The sequence below is a fragment of the Thiomicrorhabdus sp. genome (assembly GCF_963662555.1).
Classification (GTDB): domain Bacteria; phylum Pseudomonadota; class Gammaproteobacteria; order Thiomicrospirales; family Thiomicrospiraceae; genus Thiomicrorhabdus.
In genome coordinates this window covers 1,934,212-1,952,681 of sequence record NZ_OY759719.1, presented here as the reverse complement: position 1 = coordinate 1,952,681, position 18,470 = coordinate 1,934,212, and the positions used below count along the sequence as shown (strand labels likewise).

General features: G+C 37.1%; 18 protein-coding genes. 8 read left to right on the top strand and 10 right to left on the bottom strand.

Annotated features, from left to right (window positions below; translation table 11 throughout):
• Positions 1-104: 104 nt before the first annotated feature.
• Positions 105-722 (bottom strand): LysE family translocator, encoded by a 618-nt coding sequence (locus ACORJQ_RS08670; RefSeq protein ID WP_321323714.1) that lies wholly within the window; start codon positions 720-722, stop codon positions 105-107.
• Positions 723-1,153: 431 nt separating this feature from the next.
• Between ACORJQ_RS08670 and ACORJQ_RS08665 the strand changes: the two genes are divergently transcribed.
• From ACORJQ_RS08665 to fghA, 3 genes are all read left to right on the top strand, one after another.
• Positions 1,154-1,711 carry a DUF2058 domain-containing protein gene (locus ACORJQ_RS08665; RefSeq protein WP_321323713.1) on the top strand — a complete coding sequence of 186 codons (558 nt, stop codon included), beginning with the start codon at positions 1,154-1,156 and terminating at the stop codon, positions 1,709-1,711.
• Positions 1,712-2,009: 298 nt separating this feature from the next.
• Positions 2,010-3,119 carry an S-(hydroxymethyl)glutathione dehydrogenase/class III alcohol dehydrogenase gene (locus ACORJQ_RS08660; RefSeq protein ID WP_321323711.1) on the top strand — a complete coding sequence of 370 codons (1,110 nt, stop codon included), beginning with the start codon at positions 2,010-2,012 and terminating at the stop codon, positions 3,117-3,119.
• Between the two features lie 61 nt (positions 3,120-3,180).
• A complete protein-coding gene (gene fghA / locus ACORJQ_RS08655) occupies positions 3,181-4,026 on the top strand; it encodes an S-formylglutathione hydrolase (RefSeq protein WP_420719580.1) in 846 nt (281 codons plus the stop codon).
• 31 nt (positions 4,027-4,057) lie between these two features.
• Here fghA and ACORJQ_RS08650 read toward each other — a convergent pair whose 3' ends face one another.
• Both ACORJQ_RS08650 and ACORJQ_RS08645 read right to left on the bottom strand, forming a co-directional pair.
• Entirely contained in the window at positions 4,058-4,882 is an 825-nt protein-coding gene (locus tag ACORJQ_RS08650) for a DnaJ domain-containing protein (protein ID WP_321323707.1), read from the bottom strand.
• A 29-nt stretch (positions 4,883-4,911) separates the two neighbouring features.
• Entirely contained in the window at positions 4,912-5,190 is a 279-nt protein-coding gene (locus ACORJQ_RS08645; protein ID WP_321323705.1) for a peptidylprolyl isomerase, read from the bottom strand.
• 295 nt (positions 5,191-5,485) lie between these two features.
• On the opposite strand from ACORJQ_RS08645, the gene glnS reads away from it, so the two are divergent.
• The 3 genes from glnS (at position 5,486) to dbpA (ending at position 9,248) form a co-directional block, all read left to right on the top strand.
• Positions 5,486-7,165, top strand: a complete 1,680-nt coding sequence (gene glnS, locus ACORJQ_RS08640; protein WP_321323704.1) for a glutamine--tRNA ligase — start codon at positions 5,486-5,488, stop codon at positions 7,163-7,165.
• A gap of 41 nt (positions 7,166-7,206) precedes the next feature.
• A complete protein-coding gene (locus tag ACORJQ_RS08635) occupies positions 7,207-7,644 on the top strand; it encodes a DUF3010 family protein (RefSeq protein WP_321323702.1) in 438 nt (145 codons plus the stop codon).
• 227 nt (positions 7,645-7,871) lie between these two features.
• Complete coding sequence (gene dbpA, locus ACORJQ_RS08630; protein WP_321323700.1) at positions 7,872-9,248, top strand: ATP-dependent RNA helicase DbpA; 1,377 nt, start codon at positions 7,872-7,874, stop codon at positions 9,246-9,248.
• A gap of 125 nt (positions 9,249-9,373) precedes the next feature.
• On the opposite strand, the gene ACORJQ_RS08625 is transcribed toward dbpA, so the two are convergent.
• Positions 9,374-9,838 (bottom strand): peroxiredoxin, encoded by a 465-nt coding sequence (locus ACORJQ_RS08625; RefSeq protein ID WP_321323698.1) that lies wholly within the window; start codon positions 9,836-9,838, stop codon positions 9,374-9,376.
• A 412-nt stretch (positions 9,839-10,250) separates the two neighbouring features.
• Here ACORJQ_RS08625 and ACORJQ_RS08620 point away from each other — a divergent pair, with 412 nt between their 5' ends.
• Complete coding sequence (locus ACORJQ_RS08620; protein WP_321323697.1) at positions 10,251-12,836, top strand: PAS domain S-box protein; 2,586 nt, start codon at positions 10,251-10,253, stop codon at positions 12,834-12,836.
• Positions 12,829-14,013: a SpoIIE family protein phosphatase gene (locus tag ACORJQ_RS08615; RefSeq protein WP_321323695.1), complete on the top strand. Its 1,185-nt coding sequence runs from the start codon at positions 12,829-12,831 to the stop codon at positions 14,011-14,013. Before ACORJQ_RS08620 ends, ACORJQ_RS08615 begins: the two co-directional genes overlap by 8 nt.
• A gap of 94 nt (positions 14,014-14,107) precedes the next feature.
• Here ACORJQ_RS08615 and ACORJQ_RS08610 read toward each other — a convergent pair whose 3' ends face one another.
• From ACORJQ_RS08610 to rsxG, 6 genes are all read right to left on the bottom strand, one after another.
• Positions 14,108-14,761 (bottom strand): ribonuclease H family protein, encoded by a 654-nt coding sequence (locus tag ACORJQ_RS08610; RefSeq protein ID WP_321323693.1) that lies wholly within the window; start codon positions 14,759-14,761, stop codon positions 14,108-14,110.
• A gap of 27 nt (positions 14,762-14,788) precedes the next feature.
• The gene (locus ACORJQ_RS08605) at positions 14,789-15,715 is read right to left on the bottom strand and encodes a sulfurtransferase (RefSeq protein WP_321323692.1); all 927 of its coding nucleotides are present in this window, start codon (positions 15,713-15,715) and stop codon (positions 14,789-14,791) included.
• 211 nt (positions 15,716-15,926) lie between these two features.
• Entirely contained in the window at positions 15,927-16,358 is a 432-nt protein-coding gene (locus ACORJQ_RS08600; protein ID WP_321323690.1) for a DUF1841 family protein, read from the bottom strand.
• 93 nt (positions 16,359-16,451) lie between these two features.
• The gene (gene nth, locus ACORJQ_RS08595; protein ID WP_321323687.1) at positions 16,452-17,084 is read right to left on the bottom strand and encodes an endonuclease III; all 633 of its coding nucleotides are present in this window, start codon (positions 17,082-17,084) and stop codon (positions 16,452-16,454) included.
• A gap of 16 nt (positions 17,085-17,100) precedes the next feature.
• Positions 17,101-17,826, bottom strand: a complete 726-nt coding sequence (locus ACORJQ_RS08590; RefSeq protein ID WP_321323685.1) for an electron transport complex subunit E — start codon at positions 17,824-17,826, stop codon at positions 17,101-17,103.
• Positions 17,819-18,463, bottom strand: a complete 645-nt coding sequence (rsxG, locus tag ACORJQ_RS08585) for an electron transport complex subunit RsxG (protein WP_321323683.1) — start codon at positions 18,461-18,463, stop codon at positions 17,819-17,821. Before rsxG ends, ACORJQ_RS08590 begins: the two co-directional genes overlap by 8 nt.
• Positions 18,464-18,470 lie beyond the last annotated feature (7 nt).

Here is an 18,470-nt window from a genome sequence, read left to right as displayed (position 1 = left end):
CTAAAAATACTCTATAAAAGGCCTTTTTATATGCTTTTTAAGCAGATGCTCACAATCATCAAGTCTCATTTTTTCTTGTAGATCTAGAATGAATATCAATGAGTTTATATTAATAGGTTGATCGCTAATCCTACAAATACCAAACCTGCAATACGATTTAAATAAAGTTGAGCTTTTTCTGATTGATTTAACCAATTCCCTAATTTGCCAGCAACCAATGAAATGGTAATAAATGAGCCTAAACCCAATGCCATAAAAATGGCCCCAAGCATAAAGACCTGTGAAATTACTGGACCGTTTTCAGCTGAAACAAATTGCGGTAAAAAGGCCAAAAAGAAAACCGTCACTTTTGGATTAGTGATATTCATAATAATTCCGCGTCGATAGAGTTGGAACGCTGTTTTGGGAATATTTTTCTCTGCTTTTAGTTTTTCGGAATGTGCGTTAAAGGCTTGCCACGCCAAATAAAGAAGGTAAATAGTTCCGAGTGCTTTAAGTACCGTAAAAGCAAGATGGGAGGCGAGTATGATTGCCGCTACGCCAAAGGCGACTAATGAAGTATGAAAGATAAGACCTGAAACCAAACCGAGTGTGACTGAAATCCCTGTTTTTGGTCCATGAATTGCCGATTGAGTAATGACAAAAATAAGATCGGGGCCAGGAGAGTTAATTAGTACCAGTGAGGCAATAATAAAAGGGATAAGCGAATCAGCGGGAATCACGGAAGTATTGTTCTCAATTATAGGTTTTCAGTTTTAAAACGGATTTAGTATTGTTTCTGTAACTAGGTTATTTTAATCAGGCCTATTTTAACCAGGATGTCACGAAGACACGAAGATTTTTAAAGTTAGAAGATATTTTTAATTTTTCTTTTGCTTGATACGACTGTCTCATACACCAAAAAATATGAGGCTAAATACAAGAATCAAAAATATACCAGGCCTGGTAATTTTAAAGACATAGTCACTTTATCTCTTTGTATCTTCATCTCTCCATTTATTTATATCGTAGAAGTTCACAATTAAAAGATAGCACCATAGCCACGAAGTTTTAAAAATTGGCTATTCTTAATTTGGTTTGTTTTTGTCAGAACAAGCAATAGGGTAAAATACCGCCACATAAAAAATCATTAAAAGAAACGGTAGGCAAAATTATGGCAGGTTCACTCTTTGATCAGTTGAAAAATTCTGGTTTGGTAAATGATAAAAAAGCTAAACAGATTCAGCGTGAAAAACAGCAACAGTCTAAAAAAAACAAAGCCAATAAAACCAAGAAAGGTCAAGTTGTTGTAAGTGAGTCGGCACAACTAGCTGCTAAAGTGGCACAAGAAAAGGCCGAACATGATCGCCAGCTAAATTTACAACGTCAGCAAGAGCAGGCGGAAAAGGCTAAGCAGGCCGAGTTATTGCAAATTATAGAATCTAATCAGCTCAAAAATTATGAAGGTGATATGGCCTATAATTTTGTGGATGATTCTTTAGTAAAAACCCTAAATGTGAACACTAAAACACATAAACAATTAAGCCGTGATGCATTGCGCATTGCTCGTTTTAAAGGTGGTTATGCTTTAGTTTCTGCAGAAGTTGCTGAAAAAATTAAACAACGAGATGAATCTGTGTTGATTGGATTAACGACCTCAGATGATTCAATGTCTCAAGAAGACAAAGACTACTACGCAAAATTTGAAATCCCAGACGATTTAGTTTGGTAGCTCTTTTGTCTAGATAAATAGACGGCTCTATATTTCTAATTTTTTCTATATCTTCCATATTGTAGGTAAAAGCCATTTTCTGACATTATCAGAGTATCTGTTTTTACCCGATTTCTTATCTAGTTATTTCTGAATCATTTTTATTTTGATAAGCGTGGAGTTGCGTTCATTTATTATTTGTTATTTTCTGTGGTTCCACGCCTATTTTGTAGTAGTATGAATACAAATTTTTTGTGAATTTACCAATAAATTCAATAGCAAATTATAGCCGCTAATTAAATATACAAGGACATCAGAAATGAAATGCAAAGCAGCAGTTGCCTGGGCACCAAAACAACCGTTAGAAATTGAAGAAGTTGAAGTAGAAGCACCTAGAGAGGGAGAGGTGTTATTAAAGGTGATTGCATCGGGTGTTTGTCATACTGATGCATTTACTTTATCTGGTGATGATCCAGAAGGCGTTTTCCCAGCGATTTTAGGGCATGAAGGTGGTTGTGAGGTGGTTGAATGTGGCCCTGGTGTTAAAGATTTAAAACCTGGCGACCATGTAATTCCTCTGTATATTCCTGAGTGCGGTGAGTGTGAATATTGCAATTCAACTAAAAGCAATTTATGTCAATCGATTGCTAGTACGGTTTGGACTGGCTACATGCCAGATGGAACCCGTCGTTTTTCAAAAAATGGTAAGCCTATTTATCACTATATGGGCTGTTCGACTTTTTCAGAATATACCGTTGTTCCAGAAATCGCTCTAGCAAAAATTAATAAAGCCGCACCTCTTGAAAAAGTGTGTTTGCTTGGTTGCGGTGTGACGACGGGAATTGGTGCCGTTCTTAATACAGCTAAGGTTGAACCAGGATCTACTGTAGCCGTTTTTGGTTTAGGCGGGATTGGTCTTTCTTGTATTCAAGGTGCCGTCATGGCTAAAGCTTCTCGTATTATTGCTGTCGATATTAATCCTAGTAAATGGGAAATGGCCAAAGCATTAGGGGCAACTGATTTTGTAAATCCTAGAAGTGTAGACGGCAAAGTTAGTGAATACATTGCAGAGATTACTAAAGGTGGTGTTGATTACTCATTTGAGTGTATTGGTAATGTCGATGTCATGCGTGATGCGCTTGAATGTACTCGTATGGGTTGGGGAGTTTCTACCGTTATTGGTGTAGCTGGTGCAGGCCAAGAGATTTCTACCCGTCCATTTAACTTAGTCGTAGGTCGTACTTGGCAAGGTAGTGCTTTTGGAGGCGTCAAAGGGCGTACTGAACTACCAGGTTATGTTGATAGATACATGAATGGTGAAATTGAATTGGATTCCATGGTAACTCATACCATGGGGTTAGAAGACATTAACAAAGCTTTTGATCTCATGCACAGCGGAGAAAGTATTCGCTCAGTGATTATTTTTTAAGATAGCTCTTGCTGAAAGAAAACTATTTTTAAAAATAAGGGAAAACGAAATGAATCAAAAAATCAAACAGATAGAAAGTATTAAGGAATTTGGTGGTTTTTTAAATCGCTACACTCACTATTCAGATACCTGCAAATGTAATATGACATTTTCAGTATATTTACCGCCGCAAGCAGAAACTAAGGCTGTTCCTGCTTTGTACTGGTTATCAGGGTTAACCTGTACTGATGATAATGTGCGAGTTAAAGCGGGGGCACAACGTTATGCTGCCGAGCATGGTATTGCCTTAGTGATGCCAGACACTAGCCCACGTGGTGACGATGTAGCAGATGACGAAGAACGCTATGATTTAGGAAAAGGTGCAGGGTTTTATGTAAATGCAACTCAAGAACCTTGGGCACAACACTATCAAATGTATGATTATGTTACTGCCGAATTACCCGATTTAGTTGAGCAATATTTACCCATAATTACAGGGCTGAAATCGATTAGTGGCCACTCAATGGGTGGGCATGGTGCATTAATATGTGCATTAAAAAATCCAGAGGCCTTTAAGTCTGTTTCTGCTTTTTCGCCCATTTGTCATCCTATGCATTGTGGTTGGGGGCAAGGTTGTTTTAACGCGTATTTAGGCGAAGAAAACCTGAAAGACTGGGCGGATTATGATGCGGTTAAACTGATAGAAGATGGTGCTTTTTGTCCAGAGATTTTGGTAGATCAAGGTACAGCGGATGAGTTTTTAACAGAAGGTCAGTTGCAGCCAGAAAGTTTACAAAAAGCGTGTGAAAATAAAGGCATAAAATTGCAATTAAGAATGCAGGATGGTTACGATCATAGCTATCATTTTATTGCCACATTTATTGGTGAACATATCGCTTATCACGCAAACGCACTTTTACAAAAATAGGCACGACTTTTTGCCTTATAGTTTGTTTTAACTACTCACCTCTGCGGCGTTTAATCTCTTCATACGCCGCATTGATATCCTGCATTTTTTCAGTAGCTTGCTGAATATCTTTATCCTCCATTCCTTGACCGTGCATAAAGTCTGGATGATGTTGTTTCACTAATTTACGGTAAGACTTCTTGATGATTGAAAAATCATCAGATTCTTTACATTCCAATATTTGATATGGATCTTTGTCTTGAAATGTATTGGCATAAGAACCTGCAGTACCGCCACGAACCTGATCAATAAAGAGTTTGATTTCTTCTTCGCTAAATTCAAACAACTCACCAATTTCAAAAATAAGCTGTTTGGTATTGTCTGACAAGCCATCTAAAGAGGCAAAAGAAATCATTTGCAATAAAGCACCACGGCGTACTTCAATGCCAGCTTGTTTTAAGGATTGGCAATAATAAGAAGTAGGGTTGTCATCTTTTTTGGCTTGATTCGCTAAGGCGAATAGGCGTTTTTTAGCGACTTCAATAATCGTGTTTGGCAGACCCGCTTGTTGCATAGCATGAGCCATTGATTTGATGGTGTCGCTCATGAATTCAACTTCTAGGCGACTAATTTGTCCATCACTTTTGGCGACTTTCGCCATAAGAGCAATAATCTCTTCTGGCACACTTAAACGAGATTTACTGTATTGATTGGTTGTAAAGTTTTTGTAAGCCTCGTCAAAACTATCACTGTTTTTAACAGATTTATAGGCATCTACACCAATATCAACCGTTTTGCGTGAACCTTTAAACAGGAGGTGGATAATCTTTAAAAAGATAAAAACAATAACTAACAGTAAACCTTTAATAAAACGCAATGTGTTTCCTTTAAGTCTTTGAGGGTGGATTAACTTCGATAAATGGTTTCAATAAGATGATAACCAAACTTGGTTTTGATTGGGCCGTGAACAGTTAAAACGGGTAATTTAAATACCACATTATCAAACGCTTTTACCATTGTCCCTGGTGCAAACTCACCTAAGTTTCCGCCTTTCTTTTTAGATGGGCACAAAGAATGTTTTTTAGCTAAAGTGGCAAAGTCAGCTCCTTTTGCTAATTGTTGTTTGATTTTATCGGCTTCATCTTTGGTTTTTACCAAAATGTGTCTTGCACAAGCTAGGGCCATTTTAAGTTCTCTTACAGGTAAATTGGGTCAATTATAATGTTTGTGGCTGTCGTTCGCAGTAATCTTAACTTTGAATTTACCAGGCCTGGTATGCTTGGTGTCTAAAAAGTTTGGTAACTATAAGTTAAAAGTGTTTTTTATTATGTGTTTATTTGCCAAAAATTAGTCTCTGTAAAGACTACGTTATCTTGAATAACAGGCTCTCTTTAGTGCTATAATTTGCGGCATTAATTTCTTTACAAGCCTAATACAATATTAGGTTTGTCACACCCGCATTTGAACAGGTTTTAAATAGATGAGTAACAACGGTAAGTCCGAAGCAGTTGAACGCCCAGTTAATTTTATTCGCAATATTATCAATGAAGATCTAAGCACTCATAAGCATGATGCAGTGCAGACGCGTTTTCCACCAGAGCCTAATGGCTATTTGCATATTGGCCATGCTAAATCAATCTGCTTAAACTTCGGTTTAGCTGAAGATTATAAAGGTAAATGTAATTTACGTTTTGATGATACCAACCCCGCTAAAGAAGACATGGAATATGTTGATTCAATTAAGCAAGATGTCAGCTGGTTAGGTTTTCATTGGGCCGGTGAGGTTTGTTACTCTTCTAACTATTTTGATCAGTTTTATGCATATGCTGTTGAATTAATTGAAAAAGGTTTAGCGTATGTTTGCTTCTTAAATGCAGAAGAGACTCGTGAATATCGCGGTAACTTAAAAGAGCCAGGTAAAGATAGCCCATATCGCGATACCTCTGTTGAAGAAAATTTAACCCTATTTACCAAAATGAAAAATGGTGAGTTTAAAGAGGGTGAATGTGTATTACGTGCCAAGATTGATATGGCGTCTTCATTTATGTGTATGCGTGATCCAACGTTATACCGTGTGCGTTTTGAACACCATCACCAAACGGGTGACAAGTGGTGTATCTACCCTATGTACGATTATGCACACTGTATCTCAGATGGTATTGAGGGTGTGACTCACTCATTGTGCACATTAGAGTTTCAAGATAACCGTCGTTTGTATGATTGGGTGTTAGATAATTTAAACGACTTCCAAAAACCTGACCGTCCGCATCAATATGAGTTTTCACGTTTAAATCTTGAATACACTGTGATGTCTAAACGTAAATTGCATCAGTTGGTGGACGATAACTTAGTAGAAGGTTGGAATGACCCACGTATGCCAACCATTTCTGGGATGCGTCGTCGTGGTTATACATCGGCATCGATTCGCGATTTTGCAGAACGTATTGGTATCTCTAAAGTAGATAGTATGACTGAAATGACTATTTTAGAAGCCGCAGTACGTGATGATTTAAATGTGGTTGCTCCTCGTTCAATGGCGGTGTTAGACCCTATTAAATTAGTGATTGAAAACTATGAGGGTGAACCTCAAGCATTAATGGCACCAATCCATCCGCAAAATGAAGAGATGGGTAAACGTGAGATTTTCTTTGGTCGTGAGTTATATATTGATCGAGCGGACTTTACTGAAGTTGCACCAAACGGTAAATTCATGCGTTTGGCCTTAAACAAAGAAGTGCGTTTACGTAATGCGTATGTGATTAAAGGCGAACGAGCTGACTACGATGCCGATGGCAATGTTACCACTGTTTACTGTACTTATGACCCTGAAACGCATGGTAAAAATCCAGCGGATGGACGTAAGGTTAAAGGTGTTATTCACTTTGTAGAGGCAACGAAAGCAATCCCAGCGGAGTTTAGATTATATGATCGTTTGTTTACCGTTGAGAATCCAGCAAAAGAAGATGATTTTGAATCGGTGATTAATCCGGAATCATTAACCATTAAACATGGTTTTGTAGAACCAGGCCTGGCAAATTCAGAGCCAGAAAAAGCTTATCAGTTTGAGCGTGAAGGTTATTTCTGCCGAGACAATCAATCTGGTGATAATCAAGTTTATAACCGTACGGTTGCATTACGCGATACTTGGTCTAAAAAATAATCAGCTTTATTAAAGGTGATTAAGTAAAAGGAACACATAAAATGATGCGAATTTGTGGGGTCGAACTAACAGGCAATGATGCGATCATCTGCCTATTAACGGTAGATAATGAGATATTTAATTTACCTGACTGCCGTGTACGTCGAGTAACTTGTCAAAACCCAGATACATCTAATGATTTGCAATATTTTCAAAAGACGTTTGTACAGCTAATGAAAGATTACCAAATTGATACGGTTGTGATTAAAGAACGTATGAAACGCGGTAAATTTGCCGGTGGTGCTAATGGTTTTAAGCTCGAAGCGGCCATTCAATTAGCGAGTGACTTAAAGGTGGTTTTAATGAATCCAACAGACCAAAAAGTGCACTTAAAACATTACCCTCTGCCAATCAGTTTTGCGGAAACAGGGCTTAAAAAATTCCAAGAAACGGCATTTATGGCGGCGTTTTCGTACTACGCTAGTAAACACGTTTGGTAATGAATATCTGAACCAATAAACGAAGTGCTCAGCTGAAAAGCAGAAAAGACACGAAAGCACGAAGGTTTTATGTATTTGTTTTATGCAATCTTGTTAAATTTTGAAATCATAGTTTGATTGCGCTTTTTACAAATCAGCTTTTAATTTTCATTTCTTCGTGTCTTCGTATTAAAAAAACAAAAAAGCAAAAAACATAACTATCCCATTCCAATTAAATGAGTATTCCCATGCCAAGCAATTTTGAACATCTTGATTTACCTAAGGCACAGTTAAATAACCTAACGCAATTGGGCTATACAACGATGACGCCAATTCAAGAAGAGGCCTTACCTTTGGCATTAGGTGGCCATGATTTAATTGCTCAAGCAAAAACGGGTAGCGGTAAAACAGCGGCGTTTGGTATTCCTATGCTGAACAAGTTGGATATGTCTAATATGACGGTTCAAGGATTGGTCATTTGTCCAACACGAGAGCTAAGTAATCAGGTTGCTGAAGAGCTTAGACGTTTAGCTCGTTTTAAATCTAATATAAAAATCATTGTTTTGTCGGGCGGTATTCCAATGCGTCCGCAAATTGCTTCGTTAGAACATGGTGCTCATATTGTGGTGGGTACGCCTGGGCGTTTAAAAGATCATATTCAAAAAAATAACCTGGATATTTCTCAAATTCATACTTTAGTCTTAGATGAAGCTGACCGTATGTTAGAGATGGGCTTTAAAGAAGAGATGGTCGATATTATTGGTTACACACCACACACGCGCCAAACCTTATTGTTCTCAGCAACCTTTCCGGATGATATTGAATACATAAGTCGCCGTTTTCAAAAGAACCCAATGCAAGTTGCAGTTGAGTCGCATCATGATTCAGCAAGTATTGAACAGCTGTTTTATATGTGTCATCACAAAGATAAATTGGCGAGTTTAGTGCGAATATTGTCAGTCAATGAGTTTGAACATGCGATGATTTTTTGTAACACCAAAGCCTTGGTGCAAGAAGTCATGGATTTTCTGGAAGAGAAGGGCTTTGATGCCGTTGCTTTGCATGGCGATATGGAACAGCGTGAACGTGAGCAGATTTTGATTCGTTTTAAACACCATAGCACCAACTTCTTAGTAGCAACGGATGTTGCCGCTCGTGGTTTAGATATCGAAGCTTTACCAGCCGTTATTAACTATGAACTGCCACGTAATCAAGAGACTTACACTCACCGTATTGGACGAACTGGGCGTGCAGGCTTGGAAGGTAAGGCAATTACCCTTTTTACTGAAAAAGAGCGTTATAAGTTAGACCATTTAAGCAGTTACCAAGGTCATGCACTTGAGTATGAGTCCATTGAGCGTTTACCGCAGTCACGTTCTAATCGAGTTCAACCAGAATACGTTACTCTGTATATTTCAGGTGGTCGTAAAGACAAAGTACGCCGTGGAGATATATTGGGGGCGATTACTAAACAGATTGGGTTAGAGGGTAAACACGTTGGCAAAATAGATGTGGTTGATCACTCTAGCTACGTAGCAATTGAACGTGGCTATGAAGCTGAAGTGGTAAAAGGCTTAAACCAAAATAAAATTAAAGGCCGTAAGTTTAAAGTAGGGCGAGTTTGATACAACTTAACAAACCTAATTCTTCATACTAAAAAGCGATTTACCACCCTATGCTCACGATATATGGATGGTCACAGGGCATGCTTATCTAGACTTGGTTAGTTGCAATGATCTTTAAGAGATTGTTAAAGTTCTTTTACAAGCTCGAGCATTTGAGCGGCATGGCCATCTGGTGAAACGCCATATTCAACATAAGTCAGGGTGCCTTGTTTATTAATAATAAACGTTGAACGAACAATTCCCATTTTAGAAACACCATTTTTCTCTTTTAACTGCCATACACCAAATGCATCACAAACTTCACCAGAAGTATCGGCTAATAAATCGACCTTAAGTCCAAACTTATCAATAAAAGCTTGGTGACTACCACAATCATCTTTACTCACTCCAATCACGACAGTATTCGCAGCCGCAAATTCTGCAGCCAATTTAGTGAAATCATTGGCTTCAATCGTGCAACCAGGCGTGTCGTCTTTAGGATAAAAATACAACACAATATTTTTATGACCTTGGTAGTCGCTTAGCTTAACAGCTTCGTTGTTTTGATTGAGGCTGGTAACGTTTGGGACTTGGTCTCCAATTTTTAACATAATGTATTCCTTTGATTGTAAAACTTTGCTGTAGATTTATTTTTTATTATTGAACTCATATCGTAATCAATTTTACGATGAGTTTCGCCCTTAAAGTTTTTGTGGGTTCTTTAGCTTATTAATGAGTTATTAATGGCTATATTATAAAATCAATTAGGCCTATTCTTTGACAAATTGTATAGAGAAAAATACGGTACTCTAGGGTTATACGTTAAAATAAGTATTTTTTACTGTGTTACAAACTGAAAGCTGAAAAAATAGGGCTGAGGTTTGTATTGGCCTGTATTGACATAAAGATAAAAAACAAAAAGATAAAAAACCAAAGGTGGATGTTGTAAAGATATTAAAGGTCTTAATATTTGTAACTGGCCACGTTTATATTGTTATTTTTTCTGTTTTTTTTGGATATAGCATGAATAAAATTTATTCAATGAAATCAATTTACCTAATTACTGTTGCCGTGTTTGCTATAGGGCTTTCACTGACTTCATCATGGCTGCAATATAGTGAAAAAAAACATATTCATGCTTTAGAAACAAAATTTAATCAATACTCACTACAAGCATTTAATGTTATACAAAATCTGCTGAATAGAGAGCTTGAACGACTAAATAGTTTGTCTGCGGTATTCACTCTTTCAGATAAAGTTACTCAAGCCGATTTTGATATTTTGGGTAAATCCCTTTTGGACTTAAATTCAGGGATTCAAACTATAGAATGGATTGAAGTCATTCCGGCACAAAATATTGATCAATTTAAAGCTGAGATGAGAAAGAAACTGAGCTTAGATCATTTTGTGATAAAACAGAATGCAGAGGGACGGTTAGATAAACAAATTAAAGAAAACGACGCCTATGCAATTGTTAAATACGTTTATCCTTATGTTGAAAATAAACTTGCTATAGGAATAGATGCCTATGCGAATGAAGCTCAAAGAGTTGCAATGCATGCTGCAGCTTCTGCTCGAAAGCAAGTTGCTACGGTTCCACTGAATAATGCTCAAGGCTCTAACCAGGACCAGTCGGTTATTATTTATCAACCAGTTTACAATGGTTCTGATAAGTTATTAGGGTTTACTGCGATTGTTTTAAATTTGGGTCATTATTTTAAGTTCATTCGAAGTAACTTGCTCATTGAGAAGTCATTACGTCTTTCACAGCTAGCTTCATTAAACAGTACACAATCTTTTGTTTCAGTCGGTCCTAATTATTCAAAAAAAGATGCCTTATTTCGTAGTAAACAGCATTACCTTAATTTTGCTGGACAAGATTGGTTTTTTGACACGAGTGTTAATCTTAAATCTTTACCAGACTATAACGCTTTACAAGGCTGGCCTATAAATAAAGTATGGATTGACGGTATCTTAATTAGCTTACTGTTTAGTGTAGTGGTGTTTCTTTTCTTAAAATATCTATATCAACTTTCACGTAATCAAGGCTCTTTGCAAGAACAAGAAAATCGCTACCATAAGATTATTGATCAGAGTTCTGAAGCGTACTTTTTAATGAATTGCGACGGTGAAATTTTAGATGTTAATAATCAGACTTGCCATCTTTTAGGTTATGAGCGTGAAGAACTTTTGCAAAAAAAGATCAATCAGATTGATATTAAATACACCCCAGAAGAAATAGCTAATATTTGTCGTGATTTTGATCCAGGTACTAGAGTGTTATTTGAGACGATTCATCAACGTAAAAATGGTACCAGCGTACCAGTTGAAGTGGCAGCAACTAAATTTAAAGTTGATGGTGATTGGGTAACGTGTGCTTTTGCTCGAGACATGAGTGAAAGAATAAGCAATAAAGCCTTAACTGTCGATAATGAAGAATTACAACGCGCAATTGAAATTTATACCAAACAACTCAATGAGCAAAAAAAGACCTTTGAAACCCTTTTTGAAAAAACTGCCGATGGAGTTTTTATTACTGAAGGTCGTCATGTATTAGACTGTAACCAAGCCGTGGTAGATATGTTTGGTTATGAGTCAAAACAAAAATTGCTGAGCTTGCCAAATTCAGTATTTGCTCCTAAGTACCAGCCTGATGGTGAATCTTCTCATCGTAAAGGATATAGAATGCTCCAGCTTTGTTTAACCAAAGGCACACATCATTATGAGTGGTTAAACCGTCGAGCCAATGGTGAAGAATTTTGGACAGATGTCGTATTAACGCAACTCGAATACTATGGCAGAAAAGTGATCCATGTTGCTTTAAGAGATATATCAGAACGAAAAATATTAGAAGAAGCGATGTATCTTGCACGAGAAGAGGCGGTATCTGCAAATAAGGCTAAATCTGACTTTTTAGCAACGATGTCGCATGATATTCGTACTCCATTGCATGGAATATTAAGTTATGCAGAAATGGGAATGTCACGTATTGGTTCAATAAGTGAAGAGACTACAAAGCGCTATTTTAATAATATTCAGTTAAGCGGTTTGCGTTTAATAGGTTTGTTAGATAATTTATTAGATTCAGCCAAATTAGAGTCTGGTTTAATGAGTTTTGACTTTAACTACCAGACAATCGAGCCGGTTATTGAAAGCTGTTTGCTAGAGCAACAATCATTGATTAATGACAAAGAGCTTAATGTTGAGTTAAAACACATTGATTTTATGGCTTATTTTGATGCGCATAGAATTGCTCAAGTAATCTCTAATCTTCTTAGTAATGCCATTGTGTACTCTCCTAAAGGTTCAACCATAACATTATCGGTTGAAAACATTCAGTCTGAATCATTAGTGTTTTCAATACAGAATGAAGGCAAAGGGATTAATGATGGGGATTTGGATACTATTTTTAATAAATTTGTGCAGAGCAAAAACGCTTATCAAAGTGCAGGTGGGTCAGGCCTTGGGTTAGCGATTAGTAAAGAGATAATTGATGCACATGATGGCAAAATTTGGGCAGAAAATTGGAACGAAAATGGTGTTATTAAAGGAGTTATTTTTAGATTTACGTTGCCAGCGAGAAGCCCTGATAGGATGAAATATGTCTAAAAATCTCATGAATCCTTTTGATAGCACATTTGTAGATACACCTACCATCAGTCAATCACCTGTGGTCAAACCTTATGTTTTAGCGGTAGATGATGAACCTCTAAACAGATTGATACTTCAAGATTTAATAGAAGATCGCTATCAACTTAAATTGGTTGAAAATGGCCAAGCCTGTCTTGATGAAGTAGAACAAAAGAAACCTAATTTAATTCTGCTTGATATAAATATGCCAGGTCTATCTGGTTATGATGTTTGCCAAAAACTCAAAGAAAACCCACTTACTAAGGATATTCCTGTGATTTTTTTAACCGCTAAAATAGGGGTTGAAGATCAAAAAAGAGGGTTTCAGATTGGAGCGGTAGATTACATTACCAAGCCGTTTACCGAATCAATTTTATTGGCCAGGATGGAAACTCATCTATCGTTATATTTTACGGGTAGATTACTTGAGCAAAGTTATCAAGTTTTACAACAAGAGCGTAATCAAATTGAGCATATTATTACTTCAATGCATCAAGACAAGCGATTTTATAAGGAGTCGCTCAGACAAGTCGTTTCTCCTGTAGAAAAATCTAACGGTGATATTATTTTGTCGAGCTTAAGTGCAGACAACCATCAACATATTTTGGTGGGCGATTTTACAGGTCATGGACTTATGGCTGCAATTTCAGGGCCTTTAGTCGCTTCTTTATTTTATACGCATGTGCAACAAAATCGATGTGCTGAAGATATTTTACAAATTATAAATGATGAACTAGTAAGCAAGCTGCTACCACAAAATTTTTTAGCAGCGACGTACATAGATTGGAATAAAAATAATCAACAAGCCACACTTTGGAACTTTGGTATGCCTTGCAGTCTGTACGTTGAACCTAATAAAGTTGATAAAATTGCCTCAATGTCAGTCGCCCTAGGCATTATGAATATGCATGAACACAAACTCACGCCAAAAGTAATGTCGTTTTCTCCTGGCGACAAACTTTTTATTTATACAGATGGATTAGCTGAAGTTAAAAATAATAAAGGTGAAGAGTTTGGTGAGACAAGAACTTTAGAGTTATTACTTAAAGTGATTGAAGAGAATTTAGAATTGAATGAAGTCTTTCAGAAAATTAATCATTTTTCTGATGGTAAGGGAGTAACGGATGACACTACTTTGTTAGAGATCTCACCGTAACCACAACTTAGTATTGAAGTGGTATTTGCTCACCATTTGTAACAAATTCGTCTTGCTAAAATGTAAAAGAATTAAGCTGTATTTGCATAGATTTTTAAGAAAATTGCGTTTTGTTAATAACAGCTTGTCTAGCCAATGAATCAGCTACCGTATTACCCAGGTTGCCATTATGTCCTTTAATCCAACGTAAGGTAACTTTTTGTTGCTGAGTTAATTTAGAAAGACTTTGCCAAAGTTCTTTATAAACTACGGTTTTACCCGATTTTACACGCCACTGATTAGCACACCACATGGCATATTTTTCTGTGAGACCTTCAATTAAAATTCTAGAGTCAGTAAATAAGGTGATAGAAAAACTGCTTGTTAGTTTTGAGGATGAATCTAGACGTTTGTTAGATTGGCGGGTTTCTTGATATTTAGTATCGTTATCATAGTTAAAGTTTTGTTTAATATCACTAATATCATTTATATGTTCCAGAGCCTTTTTTGCCGCATAAAGTTCCATCTCTAAGCTAGATGTCTGTTTTTGCCAGCCTGAATCACGCAGAATTTCTTGGTCATTTTTAAAAATAACCAAACCCCAGCCACCAACGTCAAGTTTTTCAAAATAACCACCATCAGTGTAGATATGATAATTATCATGAATGTTATCAGATGGGGCTGTGTTTACTATACTATCGCTTGCTCCATCACAAGTATCGCTTTGCAAGTTAGACTGTTCTGCATGATGTAATTTTGCTTGCTGCATCAATTTACCAGGCCTGGTTCCATTTATTTAAGGGCGGTCACTTCGTTTTAAAGGCAGAGACTTATCCATCATATATTCTTGAATCGAGCCGTCATAAAGTTTTACTTTTTTAAAGCCTAAGCTTTTTAACATAGTAAAGCTACGGGCTGCTCTATGTGCGGTATTGCAATATACAATAATTAGTTGATTAACATCATAAACACCAATGGCACGTAATTTTTGTAATAGCTGCTCTTTTGGGTATTGCTTGTAACCATCTCTTAAATTAACCGCGTTTGACCATTCAAACCATAAGGCAGCCGGAATATGCCCGCTCTGCTTTTGTTTAGGGTTACCAACATATTCGGCCTGTGAACGTGCATCAATTAATACCACATTGTCTTTTTTAGCATTAATAACATCTTGTTTATAAGCCGTTAAGGATTTAGTTAAATCTTTTTTAGGGGCCTGGTAGTGGGTTTTGCTTGGAGCTACAGGACGTTTTTGAGTCACCGGATTTCCAGCTAAAACCCAACTAACAATACCGCCGTCTAAAATGTGCACTTGGGCATGATTAAGCTTTTTAAGTTCCCAATAAAGACGACTTGAAGGTAAGCCTCCCATGTCATCATAAATAACAATGTTGTCACTGTTTTTAATGCCCAATTGAGAAAGTACATCGGCCATATAGTTTGGCCCACCACTTAATTCGACACCATTTTGAGGTTTGATTAGCCAAGCATAGTTCACCCAAAGAGCATCTTTAATATGAAATTTTTGATAATTACCACGCTCACTCATATCTATGATTTTGACTTTAGATTGATGACTTTTTAACCAACTTGGACTAACAAAAATATTGTTGTCTGCAGCATAAGTAGGCAAAGAAAATAGGCTTAAAAATCCAATAATTAAAATTAACAGGCCTGGTAAAACAGAAAAATGTTTCTGGTTGCTAAGGTGGTTATAAAACATAAATGATTCCTTAATCTTAAAAAATTGGCTAGCTAAAATTGAGAATAGATTTAGAGACCTTTGCACAGAATTATAAGCAAGTAAAAATGGCTAAAATTTCACTGCTTTTCGTTCTAAAACTTGTCAATAGCTAGCTATTAACTGCGTTTCAGGCCTCAAGTAGTATAAATTTTCTCACATTTTTCTTTTGTTCATAATTCAGGTAAAGGTCTCACTTAAAAAGTAAATTCTGTAAACAGCGTAAATAGGCTTGTTCATTTGGTTCAACTTGATCACGTTGAGCGATCCATAAAGACTCAGCTAAACAGTCCATCATGGCGTGTTCGGTTTTATGAACATCACCTAAACGTTCACCTAGTTGTTGGTAAACCGCTTGAATACCAGCAGGGCGGTCCATTGAAACTTGTTCTTGTAGCCCTAGATGCATACCCATATGTAAAAAAGGATTGGTTTCGCCATCTTCGGGTTTGTATTCATTACCTAAATGTTTTTCATTGCTTAGCATAGCGTGATATTCAGGATGTAATTCAATCACTCTAGCCACCATGGTTTCCATGGCATCCATGGGTAAACCATGGCGTGCCTTTTGCCAGGTATCTACATAAAATTGTCTAAGCTTGTCTCTTTCAGAGGTATAAAACATAGTAAACCTTGGTTTTGTTTTTGCAATAAATTACCAGGCCTGTATATCTGTCTGTGGGATGTGGTAATTTTCTGTGTATAGTTTGTTTTTTGTTTATTCTGTTTTTTCTTTAAATTCGCATAGGTCATAAATACAACAAGCACCGCAACGAGGTTTGCGTGCTACACAGGTATAACGACCATGTAAAATCAGTAAGTGATGTGCTGGAATAAGATACTGTTTTGGAACATTTTTGAGCAATTTCATTTCTACTTCCAAAACATTTTTGCCTGGGGCAATTTTGGTACGATTTGATACCCGAAAGATGTGAGTATCAACGGCCATTGTTGGCTGACCGTATGCGGTGTTAAGCACCACGTTAGCGGTTTTTCGGCCAACACCTGGTAACGCTTCTAAATCTTTACGGTTATCTGGCACTTGTGAACCATGCAAGTCAATTAACATCTTGCAGGTTTTGATAATATTGGCTCCTTTGGTGTTAAATAACCCAATGGTCTTTATGTACTCTTTTAAACCTTCTTCTCCCAACGCATAGATAGCTTCTGGGGTATTGGCTACCGGAAACAGCTTGTCAGTAGCGATATTAACCCCTTTGTCGGTCGCTTGAGCAGACAAAATAACCGCAATAAGCAGTTCAAAAGGGGTGCTGTAATTTAGCTCTGTTTCAGGCTCAGGGATTGCTTCACTGAGTCTTTCAAAAATTTCTAAACGTTTGGCTTTATTCATAGAGTCTGACTAATTTTTATTTAGCTTGCATGGGAGTAACGGCAACTTGAATACCGAGTTGGTTTTGTTGTTTTGCTACCTTTTTTGCATCGGCCCAATTTTTTAAGGCAATTAATAAACCTAAACCTATAAATGCACCAGGAGGCAAGATCGCTAATAGAACACCTTGGTAGTTATCGCCAAAATGCAAAGTCCAGCTGCGAGCAGATTCACCAAACATTAAATAGGCTTGGTCAAATAAGGTGCCATTACCAATCATTTCACGCAGGCTTCCAAGTAATACTAGCACCGCTAAAAAACCTAAGCCCATAAATAAGCCATCAACAAACGCTTTATCCATGGTGTTCTTAGAAGCATAAGCCTCTGCACGCCCTAAAATGGCACAGTTGGTTACAATTAATGGAATAAAGATACCCAAAATACCATGTAAGGTATGAAAGTAGGCATTCATGACTAAGTCAATAATAGTTACCATTGTGGCAATGATAGCAATAAATACAGGGATACGAATTTCATCAGATACATGATTTCTTATCGCTGAAACCAAAACATTGGACAACAATAAAACTAATAAAGTCGCCAGACCCAATCCAAAGCCATTAATCGCGTTGTTAGACACCGCTAAAAGAGGGCATAAGCCTAATAAAGCGACTAATGCCTGGTTATTTTTCCAGAGACCGTTTTCAATGATGAGTTTGTAATCTTGCCAGATCGATTTATGTTCTGTTTGAGCATTACTCATATAATCGTTCTCCTAAATCATTAACCACAATCAGTGCATTTTTGATTGCTCCCACGACTGCACGAGGGGTAATGGTTGCACCGGTAAACTGGTCAAAATCGCCACCGTCTTTTTTAACTGCCCAGCGAGGGTCATTATCATCACGTAAATTGCGGCCATCAAATTCAAGCACCCATTTACTTTTATTAATTTCAACTTTATCACCCAGGCCTGGTGTTTCGGTGTGTTTAATAATTCGTACACCTGAGATTCTTCCATCTGGAAAAACACCAATCAGTACATAGATTTTACCGCTATAACCATTGGGTGCAATAGTAGTAAAAATTGCACCAGCAGGTTGATTGTTTTTAGTAGCACGGTAAAAGGTTACTGGCTCAGAACTGCCTAATAATTTTAAATAGGCTGGATCAGTAATGACTTTGGTGTTTTTTAAAGGGTCATTGTCATAATAAGTACTAGGCAAAACTTCACTAAAAGTATTAAGTAGGGTTTGCCTTTCTGCTTGTTGTATTTCTGGTGCAGTCACGTAACGTATTGATAGTAATAGAATAATGCTGATAAACACAAAAAAAGTCAGTTTACCTGCTGAAGAGAACATGGTTTTAATCAACGATTGTGAAGGATTAGGATTCGTCATCATCGCT